This window comes from Streptomyces sp. 8N616 (genome assembly GCF_052246385.1).
Lineage (GTDB): Bacteria > Actinomycetota > Actinomycetes > Streptomycetales > Streptomycetaceae > Streptomyces.
The window spans coordinates 56,968-78,080 of sequence record NZ_JBQQBY010000018.1 but is presented as its reverse complement, the minus strand read 5'-3'; the positions used below and the strand labels follow the sequence as shown (position 1 = coordinate 78,080).

At 73.3% G+C, this 21,113-nt stretch carries 2 protein-coding genes (1 of these 2 running past the window's edge); both read right to left on the bottom strand.

Translation table 11 applies throughout. The features are described from left to right. On the bottom strand, positions 1-10,305 hold the 5' portion of the coding sequence (locus tag ACTWQC_RS18295; RefSeq protein WP_443316780.1) for a non-ribosomal peptide synthase/polyketide synthase. The gene continues 10,110 nt to the left of window position 1, outside the view; 10,305 of the gene's 20,415 nt are visible here — the first part of the coding sequence; it begins with the start codon at positions 10,303-10,305; the stop codon falls past the left edge of the window. Next, positions 10,302-21,113, bottom strand: coding sequence for an amino acid adenylation domain-containing protein (locus ACTWQC_RS18290; RefSeq protein WP_443316779.1), 10,812 nt, complete (start codon positions 21,111-21,113; stop codon positions 10,302-10,304). The genes ACTWQC_RS18295 and ACTWQC_RS18290 overlap by 4 nt, the downstream gene beginning before the upstream one ends.

Below are 21,113 nucleotides of genomic sequence, written 5' to 3'. Positions count from 1 at the left end.
GCCCGCGGTCGCCGTGCCGATGGGGATGTCCGTGCCGGCGCCCATCCGCGAGAGGAGGGTGGTGATCGCGGCGTGCATCACCATGAACATCGTCGCCCGGCCGCGCTGGGCGAGCTCCACCAGCCGGGCGTGGGTCTGTGCGTCCACCTCGAACGGCATCTCGCCGCCGGTGAACGAGGACACCGCCGGGCGGGGCCGGTCGGTCGGCAGGTCCAGCTCCTGCGGGGCGCCGGCGAGCGCCTGCCGCCAGTAGTCCAGCTGCCCGCTGACCAGGCTGTCCGGATCGTCGAGCTCGCCGAGCACCTCGCGCTGCCAGAGCGCGTAGTCCCCGTACTGCACCGGCAGCGGCTCCCAGCCCGGGAGCCGGCCCGCGCATCGGGCCGCGTAGGCGGCGCCGATGTCGCGCGCGAGGATGCCCATCGACCAGCCGTCGGCGGCGATGTGGTGGACAGCGCCCAGGAGTACGTACTCGGCCGGGCCGGTCACCAGGAGCCGTACGCGCCAGGGCAGTTCGGTGCGGACGTCGAACACCTTGTTCGCGTACGCCGCGAGCTGCCCGGGCACCTCGTCCGCGGCGGCGTGCACCACCGTCAGCGAGGGCCGGCCCGCCGCGCCGTGCACGACCTGCTGGCGGGGGACGCCCGCGGTCTCCGGGAAGACCGTCCGCAGGCTCTCGTGCCGGTCGGCGACGTCGCCAAGGGCAGCTTCCAGCGCGGCGACGTCGAGGTCGCCGGAGAGCCGCAGGGCCAGGGGGAGGTTGTACGCGGCGCCCTCGCCGGCGCCTTCGAGCCGGTTGAGGAACCACATCCGCTGCTGCTCGAACGACAGCGGCAGCACCTCCGGCCGCGGCCGCGCCGTCAACGGCGCCCGGGACTCGCCGGCGAGCTCGCCCACCAGCTGGGCGACGCCGGCGACGGTGGGGGCGGCGAACAGCTCGCCGATGCTGACCTCGGCATCGAGGACGGCGCGGATCCGGGCGATGAGCCGCATGGCGAGGAGGGAGTCGCCGCCGAGGTCGAAGAAGGAGGCGTCGGCGCTGACCCACTCCAGGCCGAGGACCTCGCAGTAGAGGCCGCTGAGCATCTCTTCGGTGGGGGTGGCCGGACCGCGACCCTCTGCGGCGTCGGTGAAGTCGGGGGCGGGGAGGGCGGCACGGTCGAGCTTGCCGTTCACCGTGATGGGGAGGGCGTCGAGGGTCATCACGGCGGCGGGGACCATGTAGTCCGGCAACCGCTCGGCCACGTAGTCGCGCAACGCGGCCGGGTCCGCATCGCCTTCGGGGACGACATAGGCGACGAGCCGCTTGTCCCCGGGGCGGTCCTCCCGTACGACGACGGCGACTTGGCCGACATTCTGGTGGCCGGCGAGGACGGCCTCGACCTCGCCAGGCTCGATGCGGAAGCCGCGGACCTTGACCTGCTCGTCCGTACGGCCGCCGAAGACCAGCTCGCCGTCGGCCGTCCACTTCGCCAGGTCCCCGGTGCGGTACATCCGGCCGCCCGTGAACGGGCACGCCACGAAACGTTCCGCCGTCAGCCCCGGGCGGCCCAGATAGCCGCGGGCGAGGCCGGGGCCCGCGACGTACAGCTCACCCAGCACACCCACGGGGACCGGCCGCAGGTGCTCATCCAGCACATAGACGCCGGTGTTGGAGATCGGACGGCCGATGGATATCGGTCCGGATGGCTCCAGAGGCGCGCTCATGGTGGCGCAGACGGTGACCTCGGTCGGCCCGTACGCATTGACCATCCGTCGCCCCGGCGCCCACTTCTCCACCAGCGCCGGCGGGCACACTTCACCCGCCACCACGAGGGTGCGCAGGCTCTGCGGCAGCTCCTCCACCGTCGCCAGCACGGACGGCGGCACGGTCACATGGGTGACGCCGAACTCCGTCACCGCTTCGGTCAACGACCCGTTCGGCGGGAGCTTGTCGGCGTCGGCCATCACCAGGGCGGCGCCCGACAACAGGGCCATGCACATCTCGGAGACCGCCGCGTCGAAGCTCAGCGACGCCAGCTGCAGCACCCGCGAACCCGCATCCACCTCGAACCGGTCGATCTGGGCAGCCGCGAGGTTCCCGATGCCGCGGTGCGTCACCGCCACACCCTTGGGACGGCCCGTCGACCCCGACGTATAGATCACGTACGCCACATCGTCCGCACTCATCAAGGCCGTGGGGGCCGGCGCCGCCTCCGCGGACGGATCCCACACCAGGCACTCCACCCCGGCCGGAACCAACACCCGCGTCTCCTCGGAGCAGAGGACGAGCGCAGGCGCCGAGTCCTCGACCATCCACCCGATCCGCTCCGCCGGATACGCAGGATCCACCGGCACAAACCCCGCCCCGGCCTTCACCACCCCCAGCCACACCGCCACCAGCTCGACGGACCGGTCCAGCACCACCGCCACGAGATCGCCACGCCCCACACCCCGCGCGGCCAGCACACCCGCCACCCGGTCCGCCCGCTCGGCCAGCTCCGCGTACGACCACTCCAGACCGCCCGCACCCACCACCGCCACCGCATCCGGCGACCGCCCCGCCTGCACGTCGAACAGTTCACCCAACGGCCGTACCGGCACAGCCAGCTCGGTGGCGTTCCACTCCTCCACCAACCGCGCCCGCTCCGCGCCGCCGAGCACTTCGACCTCGCTCAGCCGCGCCGCCGGATCCGAGGCGATCTGCTCCAGCACCCGCACCAGCCGCTCCGCCACCACGCGCGCGGTGGCCTCGTCGAACAGGTCCGTGGCATACAGCAGATCGCCGTCGATGCCCGCCGGGTTGCCCTCGCCGTCCCGGTGCTCCGCCAGGGTCAGCGACATGTCGACCCGGGCCGCCGCTGCCCCGGGCGTCATCGGCCGCACCTGGACGCCCGGCAGCTCCCACTGCCCGGGCGGCATCGTCTGCACGGAGAGCATGACCTGGAACAGCGGGTGCCGGGCCAGCGAGCGGGCGGGGTTGAGGTCCTCGACGAGGTGCTCGAAGGGCAGGTCCTGATGCGCGTACGCGGCCAGGTCGGTCTCCCGCACCCGGGCCAGCAGCTGCTCGAAGGTGGGGTCGTCGCTCAGGTCCGTACGCAGCACCAGGGTGTTGACGAAGAAGCCGGCCAATCCGTCCAGCGCGGCGTCGCCGCGGCCGGCGACGGCCGTGCCGACGGGGATGTCCTGCCCGGCGCCCAGCCGGGACAGCAGCAGCGCCAGCGCCGCGTGCACGACCATGAACATCGTGGCGTCGCCGCGTCTTGCGACCTCCACCAGCCGGGCATGGGCGGGCACGTCGATCCGCACCCCGGCCGCCCCGCCACGGTACGAGGACACCGCGGGCCGGGACCGGTCGGCCGGCAACGCGAGCTCCTGGGGCGCGCCGGCCAGGGTCTGCCGCCAGTAGTCCAGCTGGGCGCTGATCAGGCTGTCGGGGGCGTCCAGGTCGCCGAGCAGCCGGCGCTGCCAGAGTGCGTAGTCGGCGTACTGCACCGGCAGCGGCTCCCAGGCCGGCCGGCGACCGTGCAGCCGGGCCGTGTAGGCCAGTTCGAGGTCCTTGAGGAGCAGGTCCATCGTCCAGCCGTCGACCGCGATGTGGTGCGCGACGATCAGCAGCACGTACTCGGCGTGACCGGTCTTCAGCAGCCGGATCCGCCACGGGAGGTCGGCGCTCAGGTCGAAGCGCTCCTCGGTCTGCTCGGCGAGCACCTGCTCGACCCGGTCGCCGGGGGTGTCGAGGACGACCAGCGGCGGCCGGCCGGCCAGGCCTTCGAGGACCTGCTGGCGCGGCACGCCGTCCGTCTCGGGGTAGATCGTGCGCAGGCTCTCGTGCCGGTCGGCGAGGTCGCGCAGGGCGGCTTCCAGCGCGGCGACATCGAGGTCGCCGGAGATGCGGTAGCGCAGCGGCAGGTTGTACGCGGCCTCGCCGCCCTGTTGGGCCTCCTCCATCTGGTTGACGAACCACATCCGCTGCTGCCCGAACGACAGCGGCACGACCTCCGGCCGGGGCTGCGGCGTGAGCGACAGCTGCACGTCTCCCCCACCGGCGAGCTGCCGGGCGACCCCGGCGACGGTCGGCTCGGCGAACAGCTGCCGGATGCTCAGCTCGGCGTCCAGGACGGCGCGGATCCGGGCGATCAGCCGCATCGCCTGCAGCGAGTCACCGCCCAGCTCGAAGAACGACGCGTCGACGCCGACCTGGTCGAGGCCGAGGATGTCGGCGAACAGCCCGCACAGCGCCTCCTCGATGGGGGTCGCGGGCGCGCGCCGGCCGGTAAGGCCCGCGTAGTCGGGGGCGGGCAGGGCGTCGCGGTCGAGCTTGCCGTTCACCGTGACGGGGAGGGAGTCGAGGACCATCACCGCGGCCGGGACCAGATAGTCCGGCAGCCGCTCGGCCACGTACTCCCGCAGCCCGCCCGGCTCTTCGGTGCCCTCGGGGACGACGTAGGCGACGAGCCGCCTGTCCCCGGGGCGGTCCTCGCGGACCACGACGGCGGACCGGCCGACGGCCGGGTGGGCGGCCAGCGCGGCCTCGATCTCGCCGGGCTCCACCCGGAAGCCGCGGATCTTGATCTGGGTGTCGGCCCGGCCGACGACGACGAGCCGGCCGTCGGGGGTCCAGTAGGCCAGATCCCCGGTGCGGTACATCCGCCCGCCGGGGTGGCCGGGTTCGTCGACGGCAGCGAACGGGCAGGCCACGAAGCGCTCGGCGGTCAGCGCCGAGCGGCCGAGATAGCCGCGGGCCAGGCCGGGGCCGGCGAGATAGAGCTCTCCCGTGACGCCGGCGGGGACGGGCTGCAGGAACTCGTCCAGGACATACGTCTGCCCGTTCTCGAGCGGCCGTCCGATCGGCACGGGGGCGTCGGCGTCAGCCGGGGTGAGCGGGTCGCTCAAGGTGACGCAGACGGTGGCCTCGGTGGGGCCGTACGCGTTCATCATCCGCCGGCCCGGCGCCAGCCGTCCGACCAGCGCGGGCGGGCACACCTCGCCCGCGACCGCGACGGTGGTCACGGTGGCGGGCAGCTCGTCGGCGGCGGCGAGCACGGACGGCGGCGCGGTCAGATGCGTCACGCCGAACTCGGCGGCCACGCCTGCCAGCGACCCGTACGGCGGCAGCATGTCGCGGTCCGCCATGACGAGGGCGGCACCCGCGGGCAGGGCGGTGCAGAACTCGGCGAACGCGGCGTCGAAGCTCGGCGAGGCGAACTGCAGAATGCGCGCGCCGGGTTCGGGCCGGAACCGTGCGATGTGGCTCGCCGCCAGGCTGCCCACTCCGCCGTGGGTGACCACGACGCCCTTCGGGGTGCCGGTGGAGCCGGAGGTGTAGATGACGTACGCGGGGTGCTGCAGCCGCTGCGGCCGGATGCGGTCCGCGTCGCCGGGGGCGGTGGCCGGGCGGGCCGCCAGCGCGGTGGTCACCTCCGGGTCGTCGAGGACCAGCCGGGGCAGCGTGCCGGCGGCCGGCGCGACCTCGGTCCCGCCGGTGCACAGCATCAGCTTCGGCCGGGCGTCGGCCAGCATGAACGCGATCCGCTGCGCCGGATACCGGGGGTCGATGGGCAGATAGCCCGCGCCTGCCTTGACCACGGCCAGCAGCACGGCCATCAGCTCGACGGACCGCTCCATGGCCACGCCGACCAGGTCCTCGGGACCGACGCCGCGGGCGATCAGCTCGTGCGCCAGCCGGTTGCTCTGCTCCTCCAGCTGTGCATACGTCAGGCTGCGCTCCGCCCCGACGACGGCCACGGCATCGGGGGTCCGCTGCACCTGTGCTTCGAACAGCTCGGCCAGCGTGCCCTCCGGCACGTCCCGGGCCGTGCGGTTCCAGTCCTGGACGACGGTGCGCCGCTCGGCCGGGTCCAGGATCTGCAGCCGGCTGAGGGGCGCGGCGGGGTCGGCGGCGATCTGCTCCAGCACCCGCGCCAGCCGCCGGGCCAGGTCCTGAACGGTGTCCTCGTCGAACAGCTCGGTGGCGTAGAAGATCTCGCCGCCGATGCCGGCCGGGCTGCCGTCGTCGTCGCGGTGTTCGGACAGGTCGACCGACAGGTCGAAGCGGGCGGCGAGAGAGCCGGGCGGGGTCAGCCGGACCTGGAGACCGGGCAGGTCCCACTGCGCGGACGGGACGTTCCGCAGCGACAGCATGACCTGGAACAGCGGGTTGCGGGACAGCGAGCGCGACGGCGCGAGGTCCTCGACGAGGTGCTCGAAGGGCACGTCCTGGTGGGCGTACGCGGCCAGGTCGGTCTCCCGTACCCGGGCCAGGAGCTCGGTGAAGGCGGGGTCGCCGCTCAGGTCGGTGCGCAGCACGAGCGTGTTGACGAAGAAGCCGGTCAGCCCGTCCAGCGCCGCGTCGCCGCGGCCGGCGGTGGCCGTGCCGATGGGGATGTCCGTGCCGGCGCCCATCCGGGCGAGGAGCGCCGCCAGCGCGGCGTGCACGACCATGAAAACCGTGGCCCCGCCGCGCTGGGCGACCTCGACGAGGCGGGCATGGGTGCGGGCGTCGATCCGGAGGGGGACCAGGCCGCCCGCGTACGACGACACCGCCGGGCGCGGCCGGTCTGTCGGCAGCGCCAGCTCCTGCGGCGCGCCCGCCAGGGCGTCGTGCCAGTAGGCGAGTTGATCGCTCAGCAGGCTGTCCGCGTCGCCCTGCTCCCCCAGAAGCTGCCGCTGCCAGAGGGCGAAGTCGGCGTACTGCACGGGCAGCGGCTCCCACACCGGCGCCCGGCCCTGCCGACGGGCCGCGTAGGCCGTGCTCAGGTCCTGCGCGAGGACGCCCATCGACCAGCCGTCGACGGCGATGTGGTGCGCCACGATGAGCAGCACGTACTCCGTGGGTCCGGTGACCAGCAGCCGCGCCCGCCACGGGAGTTCGGTGCTCAGCTCGAAGCCGCGGCCGGCGTGCGCGCTCAGCTCCGCTTCGACCTGGTCCGCGGGGACGTCGACGACCACCAGCGGCGGATGCGCCGCGGGGCCGTCCAGCACCTGCTGCCGCGGTACGCCGTCGGTCTCCGGGAAGACCGTCCGCAGGCTCTCGTGCCGGTCGGCGACGTCGGCGAGGGCGGCGTCCAGCGCGCCGGTGTCGAGGGCGCCGGAGAGCCGCAGCGCGAGCGGCATGTTGTAGACGCCCTCGGCTCCCTCTCCGAGCGTCTCCAGCCGGTTGAGGAACCACATCCGCTGCTGCCCGTACGACAGCGGCAGTTGCTCGGGCCGCGGCTGCGGCTCCAGCGGCGGCCGCGCGTCGCCGCGCTCGGCGTCGATCCGGCGGGCGGCGTCGGCGACGGTCGGGGCGGCGAACAGGTCGGCGATGCGCAGTTCGCTGTCGAGGACGGGGCGGATGCGGGCGATGAGCTTCATGGCGAGGAGGGAGTCGCCGCCGAGCTCGAAGAAGGAGGCGTCGGCGCTGACCTGGTTCAGGCCGAGGACTTCGGTGAAGAGCCCGCAGAGGATCTCCTCGGTGGGGGTGGCGGGGGCGCGGCCCTCGGTGGTGCCGGCGGTGTCGGGGGCGGGGAGGGCGGCGCGGTCCAGCTTGCCGTTGACGGTGAGCGGCAGTGCGTCGAGGGGCACGATCGCGGGGATCATGTACTCCGGCAGCCGGTTGGCGGCGAGGCCGCGCAGGGCTGCCGGGTCGAGCTCGCCGGCGGGGACCACGTAGGCCACGAGACGCCGGTCCCCCGGGTGGTCCTCGCGGATGACCACGGCGGCCTGGGCCACGGTCGGGTGGCCGCTGAGGACGGCTTCGATCTCGCCGGGCTCGACGCGGAAGCCGCGGACCTTGACCTGCTCATCGATGCGGCCTGCGAAGACCAGCTCGCCGTCGGCGGTCCACTTCGCCAGGTCGCCGCTGCGATACATCCGCCCACCCGGGGCAGCGAAGGGGCACGCGACGAACCGCTCCGCGGACAGCCCCGGCCGCCCGATGTAACCCCGAGCCAGACCCGCACCGGCGATATAGACCTCACCCGTGACCCCTTCCGGGACCGGCTTGAGGAACTCGTCCAGCACGAACACCTTGTTGTTGACGAGGGGCCGGCCGATCGGCGGGGCTTCCCCCAGGCCGGTCTTCAGTGCGGTCGCGGTGGCGGTGGTAATGACGGTGGCCTCAGTCGGGCCATACGTGTTCCACACCTGGGCGCCGGCCGACCACCGGTCGGCCAGATCAGCGCTCAACCGCTCCGCTCCCAGCACCCAATTGCGCACCCCCGGAACAGCAGCCGGCTCCAGCACCCCCAGCAGGGAGGGCACCACGCTCGCCACCTCCACCCCGGCGGCGTCGATCATCTCCGCCAGCGCCTGCAGATCACCGCGCTCGGCGGACGTGGCGACGGCTAAGGTGCCACCCGCGGCCAGCGTCACGACCACATCCAGCACGGCGGCATCAAAGCTGAAGGACGCGAACTGCAGCCCCACCACACCCGCATCCATCCCCAGCACCGGACGCATCGCCTCAGCAAGGTTCGCCACCCCACCATGAGCGACAGCCACCCCCTTCGGGCGACCCGTCGAACCCGACGTGTAGATCACATACGCCAGTTGGTCTGCCGAGATCTCCGTCCCGAGCGGCTCCGCCGAGAACCCGTCGACGTCCTCGAGAAGGACCGCGCGTGCATCGCCGAGCTCCACCTCGGCCAAGCAGTCGGCCGTGCCGAGGACCACCTCGGCACCACTGTCCGCGACCATGAAGCCCAACCGGTCCACCGGATACTCCGGATCCAACGGCACAAAGGCACCACCGGCCTTCCACACCGCCAGCTCCGCCACCACCATCTCCACCGACCGCGGCAGACACAACGCAACCCGCGACTCCCGCCCCACCCCGGCGCTGTCCAGGAAGCGCGCCAGCCGATTCGCCCGCCGGTCCAACTCCCCATACGACAACACCTGCTCACCACACCGCACCGCCACCACATCCGGCGCCGCCGCAACCCGCCCCTCGATACGCTCCACAACCGACCCACCCGGCACCACGGCCCCAGTGGCATTCCACTCCTCCACCACCCGCGCCCGCTCCACCTCCCCCAGCACATCGATCTCACTGACCCGCACCCCCGGATCAGCCGCCATCTGCCCCAACACCCGTACCAAGCGCTCAAGGAGCTCCTGTGCCGCCTCGGCGTCGAACAGATCCGGCCGGTAGTCCAGCCGCAGCCGCAGCTCCTCCGTCGGGTGCACGCCCAGCGACAGCGGGAAGTTGGTGGACTCCCGCATCGCCGTGCCGGTGACCTGCACCCCAGCGGCCGCGGTGGACTCCTGTGCCCCGATGGGGTGGTTCTCGAACGCCATGATCGTGTCGAACGTCGCGCCGGGCCCGGCCAGCCGCTGGATCTCGGTGAGGCCCAGGTGCTGGTGGCCGAGCAGCGCCGACTGCCGGTCCTGCAGCTCCGTCAGCATGGCCGTGACCGACTGCGCGGGGTCGAAGTGCACGCGTACGGGCACCGTGTTGATGAAGAGCCCCAGCATGCTCTCCATACCGGGCAGATCCGCGGGCCGCCCCGCCACCGTCGCGCCGAACACCACGTCGCGGCGGCCGGTCAGCCGGCCGAGCACGACGGCCCAGGCGGCCTGGATCACGGTGTTCAGGGTCAGGCCGTTGCGGCGGGCGAGGTCCCGCAGCCGGCCGGCGAGCTCCGCGCCGGCGTCGGTGGCCGCCTTGCCGGAGGCGACAGGGGCGGCGGCGGACTGCTCGCCCGGGGCCACCAGCGTCGGCTCCTCCGCACCCGCCAGCTCCTGCCGCCAGGCGTCGCGCGCGGCTTCTTTGTTCTGGCGGGCGAGCCAGGCGAGGTAGTCGCGGTACGGGGTGACGGGCGGCAGACCGCGGGCGCTGCCCCCGGCCTCGTAACACGTCCACAACTCCCGCATCAGCACCGGCAGCGACCAGCCGTCCAGCAGGATGTGGTGCAACGTGATCATCATCCGGTACTGGTCAGGCCCGACCTTGACCAGCAGCACCTTCAGCAGCGGCGGCACCGCCAGGTCGAACCGCCGCTCCCGCTCCTCGATCCCCAGCCGCTCCGACTCCGCCCGGGCCACATCGGCATCCAGCCCGGACAGATCCTCCTCCCGCCACGGCAGGGTCACGCCCCGGGCGATGATCTGCACCGGCTGCGCCACCCCGGCCAGCTGCCGGAAGCCGGCGCGCAGGCTCTCGTGCCGGTCGAGCAGCGCCTGCCACGAGGCCCGCAGCACCGCCGAGTCGACGTCTCCTGCCAGGTCCAGCACGAGCTGCTCGACATAGACGTCGGTGCCCTGCTCGTCGTACACCGCGTGGAACAGCAGGCCCTCCTGCAGCGGCGACAGCGGCCAGACGTCCTGGACTCGCATCTGAGTCATCGTGCTCCCCCCTTGTCCGCGAGTTCCGCTTCGAGCGCGTCGATCTGGCTCTGGTCGAGCGTGATCAGTGAGAAGTCCGACGGCGTGTGGCCGCCGCCGGAGCCGGTGGTGTGGGTGGCGAGGCCGGTGAGCATCGCCAGCCAGCCGTCGGCGAGTTGCCGCATGTCCTCGGTGTGCTGGATGTGCCGGGGCCAGGCGAGCGTCAGCGTGAGCCGCGGGCCGTCCGGCAGGTCGCGGACCAGGCCGACGGCCTCCAGGGCGTGGGCCAGCGGGACCTTGTCGCCCGCTCCGCCGCCGAAGCTGCCTTCGGGGGCGGCGGACCAGGCGGCTGTCCGGTCCGGTGTCCCGTCGGCGAAGCGGCCCAGGTAGTTGAAGCCGATCTGGGCGGTGGGCAGCGCGGCGAGGGCGGGCGCGGTCTCGGGGTTGAGATACCGGAGCAGGCCGTGGCCGAGGCCGTCGCCCGGGACCGCGCGGAGCTGTTCCTTGATCTGCTTGACGGCCCGTCCCGCCGCCGGCCCGCCGCCGCGCAGCCCCGCGAAGTCCAGCGTCGCGGGGTCGAGCCGCACCGGAGTGGTGCTGGTGAACCAGCCCACCGTACGGACCAGATCGAGACCATCGGCCGTCCGGCCGTGGCCTTCCACGTCCACGAGGACCCCGCCCCCCGCGTCCTGCCCGCGGTGCCGCCGCCACTCCGTGACCGCGGAGGCCAGGGCGGTGAGCAGCACATCGTCGATCCCGGCGTGGAAGGCGGCCGGGACCGCCGTCAGCAGGGTGCCGGTGAGCTCCGCCGAGGCCGTCACGGAGACCCGCTGCAGCGTGACGCCCACGTCACGGGCCGGGTCCAGGGGCCGGTCGCCGAGCGGCGCGTCGGAGTCGCGCAGCAGCCGGGTCCAGGCAGGGAGTTCTGCGAGCCGCGGCCGGCCGGTGGCTTCGGCCTGCAGGGCGCGGGCCCAGTGCCGGAAGGAGGTGGGCACCGGCTCCAACGCGACCTCGCGGCCGACGGCCAGGTCTGCGTAGGCCTGCGCGAGATCCGGGACGAGGATCCGGAGGGAGAGCGTGTCCACCGCCAGGTGGTGGACGGTGAGCAGGAGCCGTCCGGGGGTGTCCGGGCCGGCGTCGAACCAGACCACCTGGGCCATCACACCCGCCTGTGGGTCGAGCCGGTCCGTGGCGGCCCGGGACTCCTCGGCGATGAGGCGGTCCAGATCGCCGGCGGTCGCATCGACCCGGTGCACCCAGGGGGCCGCGGACGCGGTCGGGGGGACGACCAGGCGGGGTACGGGCTCGGTCTCGAGCCGGGCCCGCAGGATGTCGTGGTGATCAACGACTGCCTGGACGGCGTCGATCAGCGTCTCCAGTCGCATCCCCGCCGGGGCCACCACCACCGTCGACTGATACACCCCTCCGATACGCTCCGCTCCAGCCCGCCCGAGCAACTCGTGCATGACGGGGGTCAGCGGCACCTCACCGGTGCCCGGCTCACCGCCGCCGACGACGCCACCGGCACCGACCTCCCCGGCAACCACGGCCAGGCCCGCCGGAGACTGACGCTCGAACACCTGCCGCGCCGTCACCACCAAGCCCGCCTTACGCGCCCTCGACACCAGCAGCATCGACATGATCGAGTCGCCACCCAACTCGAAGAACGACGCATCCGCGCTGACCTCATCGAGACCGAGAACCTCAGCGAACAGACCACACAAGACCACCTCGGCAGGCGTCTCCGCAGCCCGGCCCACCGCCATCCCGGCAGTGTCCGGGACAGGGAGCGCCGAGCGGTCCAGCTTGCCGTTGACCGTCAACGGCAGCGCCTCCAGCGCCACGACCGCCGGGACCATGTACTCCGGCAGCCGCCCCGCGGCGAACTCCCGTACCGCCGCCACATCCAGCTCCCCACTGGGGACCACATACGCGACCAGCCACTTGTCCCCCGGACCGTCCTCACGGACCACAACCGCGACCTGACCCACAGCCTCGTGCGCGGCGATAACGGCTTCGATCTCACCCGGCTCCACACGGAAACCGCGGACCTTGACCTGCTCATCGATGCGGCCTGCGAAGACCAGTTCGCCGTCGGCGGTCCACTTCGCCAGGTCGCCGCTGCGATACATCCGCCCACCCGGGGCAGCGAAGGGGCACGCGACGAACCGCTCCGCGGACAGCCCCGGCCGCCCGATGTAACCCCGAGCCAGACCCGCACCGGCGATATAGACCTCACCCGTGACCCCTTCCGGGACCGGCTTGAGGAACTCGTCCAGCACGAACACTTTGTTGTTGGCGAGGGGCCGGCCGATCGGCGGGGCTTCCTCCAGGCCGGTCTTCAGTGCGGTCGCGGTGGCAGTGGTAATGACGGTGGCCTCAGTCGGGCCATACGTGTTCCACACCCGCGCGCTCGCCGACCACCGACCCGCCAGATCGGCACTCAACCGCTCCGCTCCCAGCACCCAGTTGTGCACCCCCGGAACAGCGGCCGGCTCCAGCACCCCCAGCAGGGAGGGCACCACGCTGGCCACCTCCACCCCGGCGGCGTCGATCATCTCCGCCAGCGCCTGCAGATCACCGCGCTCGTCCGCCGTCGCCACCGCGAGGGTGCCGCCAGCGGCGAGGGTGACGACGACGTCGAGGACGGCGGCGTCGAAGCTGAAGGACGCGAACTGCAGCCCCACCACACCCGCATCCATCCCCAGCACCGGACGCATCGCCTCAGCGAGATTCGCCACCCCACCATGAGCGACAGCCACCCCCTTCGGGCGACCCGTCGAACCCGACGTGTAGATCACATACGCCAGTTGGTCTGCCGAGATCTCCGTCCCGAGCGGCTCCGCCGAGAGATCGCCGACCTCCTCGAGAAGGACGGCGCGTGCATCGCCGAGCTCCACCTCGGCCAAGCAGTCGGCCGTGCCGAGGACCACCTCGGCACCACTGTCCGCGACCATGAAGCCCAACCGGTCCACCGGATACTCCGGATCCAACGGCACAAAGGCACCACCGGCCTTCCACACCGCCAGCTCCGCCACCACCATCTCCACCGACCGCGGCAGACACAACGCAACCCGCGACTCCCGCCCCACCCCGGCGCTGTCCAGGAACCGCGCCAGCCGATTCGCCCGCCGGTCCAACTCCCCATACGACAACACCTGCTCACCACACCGCACCGCCACCACATCCGGCGCCGCCGCAACCCGCCCCTCGATACGCTCCACAACCGACCCACCCGGCACCACGGCCCCAGTGGCATTCCACTCCTCCACCACCCGCGCCCGCTCCACCTCCCCCAGCACATCGATCTCACTGACCCGCACCCCCGGATCAGCCGCCACAACCTCCAACACCCGCACCAAACGCTCCACCAACGCCCGCGCCGTACCCTCATCGAACAGATCCGCCGCATACAGCAACGCCCCACCCAACCCCGCCGCCGCCCCCGCCTCATCACGGTGCTCGGCCAGGTCCACCGACAGATCGAAGCGCGCCGGCACCTGGGCGGCCGCCGGTATCTGCCGGACCTGCAGCCCCGGCAGGGCCCACTGCGCCGCAGGCACGCTCTGCAAGGCCAGCAGGACCTGGAACAGCGGGTTGTGGGAGAGCGAGCGGGACGGGTTGAGGTCCTCGACGAGCCGTTCGAAGGGCACGTCCTGATGGGCGTACGCGGCCAGGTCCGATGTCCGCACCTGGGCCAGCAGCTCCGTGAAGGACGGGTCCGCGCTCAGATCGGCGCGGACGACCAGGGTGTTGACGAAGAACCCGGCCAGGTCGTCCAGCGCCGGGTCGCCGCGGCCGGCGATCGGCACGCCCATCGGGATGTCGTCGCCCGCACCCACCCGGCTGAGCAGCACGGAGAGGGCGGCATGCACCACCATGAACATCGTCGCGCGACCGCGGCGGGCGACCTCCAACAGCCGGGCGTGGGTCTCTGCGGTGATCTGGATCGGCACTTCGCCGCCGCGGAAGGAGGACACCGCCGGCCGGGGCCGGTCGGTCGGCAGTGCGAGCTCCTGGGGCGCGCCGGCCAGCGCCTCGCGCCAGTAGCCGAGCCGGCCGCTGATCACGCTGTCCGGGTCGTCGAGGTCGCCCAGCATCTCGCGCTGCCACAGGGCGTAGTCCGCGTACTGCACCGGCAGCGGCTCCCACCCCGGCGCCCCGCCGGCCCGCCGGGCCGCATAAGCCACCCCCAGATCCCGCGCGAGCACGCCCATCGACCACCCGTCGACCGCGATGTGATGCGCCACGACCAGCAGCACATACTCCGCCGGCCCCGTCTTCAGCAGCCGGATCCGCCACGGCAGATCCACGGTCACATCGAAGCCGCGGTCAGCGTGCACCCCGAGCTCCGCCGTGAGGAGCTCCTCGCTGGTTTCCACGAGCACCAGCCGCGGCCGGCCCGCCTCGCCCTCCAGCACCTGCTGGCACGGCTCGCCGTCCGTCTCGGGAAAGACCGTCCGCAGGCTCTCGTGCCGGTCGGCGACATCGCCAAGGGCCGCCTCCAGCGCGGCTACATCCAGTCCGCCGGAGAGCCGCAGGGCGAGCGGCAGGTTGTAGACCGCGCCGGCACCCGGATTGGTCTCCTCCAGCTGGTTGAGGAACCACATGCGCTGCTGGGCGTACGAAAGCGGCAGCACCTCCGGCCGCGGCCGCGGCGTCAGCGCTGCCCGGGCGGCCGTACCACCCGCCGCCGCGACGAGGCGGGCGACCCCGGCCACCGTCGGCGCCGCGAATAGCTCGCCGATGTTGAGCTCGGTGTCGAGGACGGCGCCGATACGGGCGATGAGCTTCATGGCGAGGATCGAGTCGCCGCCGAGGTCGAAGAACGACACTTCGGCGCCGACGCGTTCGAGCCCGAGGACCTCGCAGTACAGGCCGCAGAGGATCTCCTCGGTCGGCGTGGCGGGACCGCGGCCGGTGGCGCCGCCGAAGTCGGGGGCGGGGAGGGCGGCACGGTCGAGCTTGCCGTTCACCGTGATGGGGAGGGCGTCGAGGGTCATCACGGCGGCGGGGACCATGTAGTCCGGCAACCGCTCGGCCACGTAATCGCGCAACGCGGCCGGGTCCGCATCGCCTTCGGAGACGACATAGGCGACGAGCCGCTTGTCCCCGGGGCGATCCTCCCGTACGACGACGGCGACTTGGCCGACGTTGTGATGGCCGGCGAGGACGGTCTCGACCTCGCCAGGCTCGACACGGAAGCCGCGGACCTTGACCTGCTCGTCGACGCGGCCCGCGAAGACCAGTTCACCGTCCGCGGTCCACCGCGCGAGGTCCCCGGTCCGGTACATCCGACCGCCCGTGAACGGGCACGCCACGAAACGTTCCGCCGTCAGCCCCGGGCGGCGCAGGTAGCCGCGCGCGAGCCCTGGGCCCGCGACGTACAGCTCACCTGCCACGCCCTCGGGCACGGGCCGTAAGAACGCGTCCAGCACGAACACCTTCGCGTTGGTGATCGGCCGGCCGATCGGCACCGGGCCCTGCCCGGCCGGGTCGAGGGGCACGCTCATCGTCGCGCAGACGGTGACTTCGGTCGGCCCGTACGCGTTGACCACCCGCCGCCCGGGCGCCCACCGCTCCACCAGCCCCGGCGCGCAGGCTTCGCCCGCCACCACCAAGGTCTGTACACCCGGCGGCAGCTCCTCCACCGTCGCCAGCACCGACGGCGGCACGGTCACATGCGTGACGCCGAACTCGGCCAGCGCCTCGCTCAGCGGCGCCTTCGGCGGCAGCCTGTCCGCGCCGGCCATCACCAAAGTCGCGCCCGACAGCAGCGCCATGCAGATCTCGGAGACCGCGGCGTCGAAGCTCAGCGACGCGAGCTGCAGTACCCGCGACTCCGCGCCCACGCCGAAGCGGTCCACCTGGGCAGCGGCCAGGTTCCCGATGCCGCGGTGGGACACGACGACGCCCTTGGGTCGGCCGGTCGAGCCCGAGGTGTAGATCACGTACGCCACGTCATCGGCGCCCACCGGGACCGCCGGAGCCGGCTCCGCCGCCGCGGACGGATCCCGGACCAGGCACTCCACCCCGGCCGGAACCAGCGCCCGCGTCTCCTCGGAGCAGACCGCCAGCACCGGCGCGGCGTCCTCGACCATCCACGCGATCCGTTCGCCCGGATAGGCAGGATCCACCGGCACGAACCCCGCACCGGCCTTCACCACCCCCAGGAGCACGGCCACCAGGTCCGCCGACCGCTCCAGGACCACGGCAACGAAATCCCCGCGCCCCACACCGCGCGCGGCCAGCACGCCCGCCACCTGGTCGGACCGCTCCCTCAGCTCCGCGTACGACCACTCCTGGCCGCCCGCCCCCACCACGGCCGCCGCATCCGGGGACGCAGCCGCCTGCGCGTCGAAGAGCTCACCCAACGGCCGTACCGGCACAGCCCGGTCGGTGGCGTTCCACTCCTCCAGCACCCGCGCCCGCTCGCCGCGGCTCAGCACCTCGACCTCGCTCAGCCGCTGCGCCGGGTCCGCCGCCATCTGCTCCAGCACCCGCACCAACCGCTCCACCACGCCCCGGGCCGCCTCCTCGTCGAACGCGTCCGGGCGGTAGTCCAGCCAGAACTTCAGCTCGTCCGCCGGATCCACCCCCAGCGTCAGCGGGAAGGTGGTCGCCATCCGGGTCGTGCTGGCGGTCAGCTGCAGGGGGGCGGCCGGGCCCGTCTCGCCCGCGTGGAAGTTCTCGAAGGCCATCAGGGTGTCGAACGTGGCGCCCGGGCCGGCCACGCGCCGGATCTCCTTGAGGCCGAGGTGCTGGTGGTCGAAGAGCGCCGACTGCTGGGCCTGCAGCACGGCGAGCAGGTCGGCGATCGAGTCGGCTGGGTGCAGCCGGACCCGTACGGGGATCGTGTTGATGAACAGCCCCAGCATGTCCGCCATCCCCGCCAGCTCCGGCGGACGGCCGGCCACGGCGGCGCCGAACACCACGTCGCGCCTGCCGGTGAGCTTGCCGACGACCTGGGCCCAGGCCACCTGCAGCACGGTGTTCAACGTGACGCCGTGGCTGCGTGCGAGCTCCCGCAGCGCGCCGTCCAGATGGTCGCCGGTCTCGGCCAGAATCTTGCGGGTGAGGACCGGCTCGGCGTTCGGGTCGAGCGCGGCGACTGTCGTCGGCTCGGTCAAGCCGTCGAGCGCCTGCTGCCAGGCCGCGCGCGCCGCCTCCCGGTCCTGGCGGCGCAGCCAGGCCAGATAGTCCCCGAACGGCGTGGCCGGCGCCAGCTCGCGGGCGTCGCCGCCGGCCGCATAGACGGCCCACAGCTCGCGGATGAGGATCCGCAGCGACCAGCCGTCGAGCACGATGTGGTGCAGGGTGACGACCATGCGGTAGCGGTCGGGGCCCATCTTCACCAGCAGGATCCGCGCCAGCGGCGGGGCCGCGAGGTCGAAGCGGCGGGCCCGCTCCGCGCTCTCCAGCCGGTCCGCCCGGTCCCGCGCCGCCTGGGGGGTGAGGTGCGACAGGTCCACCTCGCGCCAGGGCGGGGCGACCTGGCGGGCGATCACCTGGACGGGCTCGTCCACGCCGACCAGCCGGCGGAAGCCGGCGCGCAGGCTGCCGTGCCGCTCGACGAGTGCCTGCCAGGTGGCGCGCAACGCCCGTACGTCCATCGGCCCTTCCAGGTCCAGGGCCTTCTGCTCCACATAGATGTCCCGCTCCCGCTCGTCGAACATCGCGTGGAAGAGCAGGCCCTCCTGGAGCGGTGACAGCGGCAGTACGTCGACCAGGCCGCCCGGCACCTCGGCCTCGAGCTCTTCGATCTGGGCCTGGTCGAGCGTCACCAGCGGGAAGTCGGACGGCGTGTGGCCGCCGCCGGCGTGTGCGGCGAGGCCTGCCAGCATCTCCGCCCAGCCGGCGAGCAGGCGCTGGGCGGTCGGCTCGTCGAGGAGGGGCTCGGGCCAGGCCAGGCTGAGGACGAGTTCGGCTCCGTCGACCCGGGCCGCGGTTTCGAGCGGGTGCGTGAGCGGCCGGTCGTCGTCGCCCGGGGCGGCGAAGCCGAGCTGGGGGGTGGGCAGGGCGGCGAGTGTGGCGGCGGTGTCGGGGTTGAGACGGCGCAGCAGGCCGTAGCCGAGTCCGTCGCCGGGGATGGCCCGCAACTGTTCCTTGATCTGCTTCACGGCCCGGCCCGCGGCGGGGCCGCCGGCGCGGATCACCGCGAGGTCGAGGGCCCCGGTGTCGAGCCGGGCGGGGTGGCTGTGGGCGAACGAGCCCACGGTGCGGGAGAGATCGGCGCCGTCGGCCAGGGCGCTACGCCCGTGGTCCGGCGCTGCCACGTCCACGAGGAAGCCGCCGGCCCGGTCCTGGCCGTCGCGCCAGGCGGCGAGGGCCGCGGTCAGGCCGGTCAGCAGGACGGCGTCGACGCCGGTGTGGAAGGCCGCCGGGAGGCCGGTCAGCAGCGCCGCCGTGGTCTCGGCCGGGATGCGTACGGAGGCGTGCCGGACCGGAGCGTCCGCGTCGCGTGCCGGGTCGGCGGGCCGGGTCGTGAGCAACGGGTCACCGGCAGCGAGCAGTTCGGTCCAGGCCGGCAGCTCCGCACGCCGCTCCGCGCTGCCGGCCTGCGCGGCCAGGGCCTGCGTCCAGTGGCGGAACGACGTCGGCACCGCCGCCTCCCGCCCCGCGACCGCGGCGGCCAGGTCCGGCAGCAGGATCCGCCAGGACTCCGCATCGACCACCAGCCGGTCCGCGACGACGAGCAGCCGCCCCGGCGCATCCGGCCCGTTGTCGCACCACACGGCCTGGGCCATCACCCCGGCCTGCCGGTCCAGCCGCCGCCCGGCCGCGGCCGACTCGGCGTCGAGCACCTGCTGGAGCCCCTCCGCGTCCAGGCCTGCCGTCGCCACCCGCCGCGTCCACGGCCGGACGGACACCGACCCCGCCTCGGGTACGGTCAGCCGCCGGTCCGGCGAGGTCTCCAGCCGGGCCCGCAGCACGCCGTGGCGATCGACCAGGGCCTGCAGCGCACGGGCGACGGCGTCCAGGTCCAGCCCGGCCGGCACTTCCAGCACGGCCGACCGGAACCCCACGGGCCCCTCGTGGTCCAGCAGTTCGTGCATGGCCGGGGAGAGCGGAAGGTCCCCGGCGCCCCGCGCCCGGTCGCCCGTCGCAGCGCCCTCGTCCAGCGGTTCGGCGACGGTGGCGAGGCGGGCCGGGGTCCAGAGTTCGAACACCTGGTACGGGGCGATCACCAGCCCGGCGCGCCGGGCGACCGACACCAGCAGCATCGTCAGAATGGAGTCGCCGCCGAGCTCGAAGAAGGAGGCCTCCGCGCTGACCCACTCCAGGCCGAGGACCTCGCAGTACAGCCGGCAGAGGATCTCCTCGGTGGGCGTCTCCGGACCGCGACCCTCCGCCGCGTCGGTGAAGTCGGGGGCGGGGAGGGCAGCGCGGTCGAGCTTGCCGTTCACCGTGACCGGGAGCGCGTCCAGCACGACGACCGCGGTGGGCACCATGTACTCCGGCAGGTGGGCTGCGACGTGGTCGCGCAGCTCGGCGGCATCGGCCGCGCCGTCGAGGACGACGTAGGCGACGAGCCGCTTGTCGCCGGGGCGGTCTTCGCGGGCCGTCACCGCCGCCTGGCCGACGCTCTCGTGGCGGGTGAGGACGGCCTCGATCTCGCCGGGTTCGACGCGGAAGCCGCGGACCTTGACCTGCTCGTCGGCGCGGCCACCGAAGACCAGCTCGCCTTCGGCGGTCCACTTCGCCAGGTCGCCGGTGCGGTACATCCGGCCACCCGTGAACGGGCAGGCGACGAACCGCTCCGCGGTCAGGCCCGGCCGGCCCAGATAGCCCCGCGCGAGCCCCGGGCCCGCGACGTACAACTCGCCCAGCACTCCCTCGGGGACCGGCCGCAGGTGCTCATCCAGCACGAACACCTGCGTGTTGGTGATCGGCCCGCCGATCGGCACCGACCCGGAAGGCTCCAGAGGCGCGCTCATCGTCGCGCACACGGTGACCTCGGTCGGCCCGTACCCATTGATCATCCGCAGCCCGTGGGCCCACCGCTCCACCAGCGCCGGTGCACAGGCCTCCCCCGCCACCACCAGCGTGCGCAGGCTCTCCGGAAGCTCCTCCACCGTCGCCAGCACCGACGGGGGCACGGTCACATGCGTGACGCCGAACTCCGCCACCGCCTCGCTCAACGACCCGTTCGGCGGCAGCCTGTCGGCGGCGGCCATCACCAGGGCGGCGCCCGACAACAGGGCCATGCACATCTCGGAGACCGCCGCGTCGAAGCTCAGCGACGCCAGCTGCAGCACGCGTGCATCAGCGTCTACCGCAAACCGGTCGATCTGCGCGGCCGCCATGTTCCCGATGCCGCGGTGCGTCACGAGCACGCCCTTGGGACGGCCCGTCGACCCCGACGTATAGATCACGTACGCCACATCGTCCGCGCTCACCAAGGCCGTGGGCGCCGGCGCCGCCTCCGCGGACGGATCCCAGACCAGGCACTCCACCCCGGCCGGGACCAACGCCCGCGTCTCCTCGGAGCACACCGCCAGCACGGGCGCCGAGTCCTCGACCATCCACCCGATCCGCTCCGCCGGATACGCAGGATCCACCGGCACAAACCCCGCCCCGGCCTTCACCACGCCCAGCCACACCGCCACCAGCTCGGCGGACCGGTCCAGCACCACCGCCACGAGGTCACCGCGCCGGACCCCCCGCGCGGCCAGCACACCCGCCACCCGGTCCGCCCGCTCGGCCAGCTCCGTGTACGACCACTCCCGGCCGCCCTCGCCGACCACTGCCACCGCATCCGGCGACCGCCCCGCCTGCGCGTCGAACAACTCGCCCAGCGAGCGCCAGGATTCGGTCGTGCCATGCAT

Bases quoted from the DNA above. Each gene is read 5' to 3' on its own strand.
- ACTWQC_RS18290 (WP_443316779.1), bottom strand. From the start codon at position 21,113: ATGCATGGCACGACCGAATCCTGGCGCTCGCTGGGCGAGTTGTTCGAC.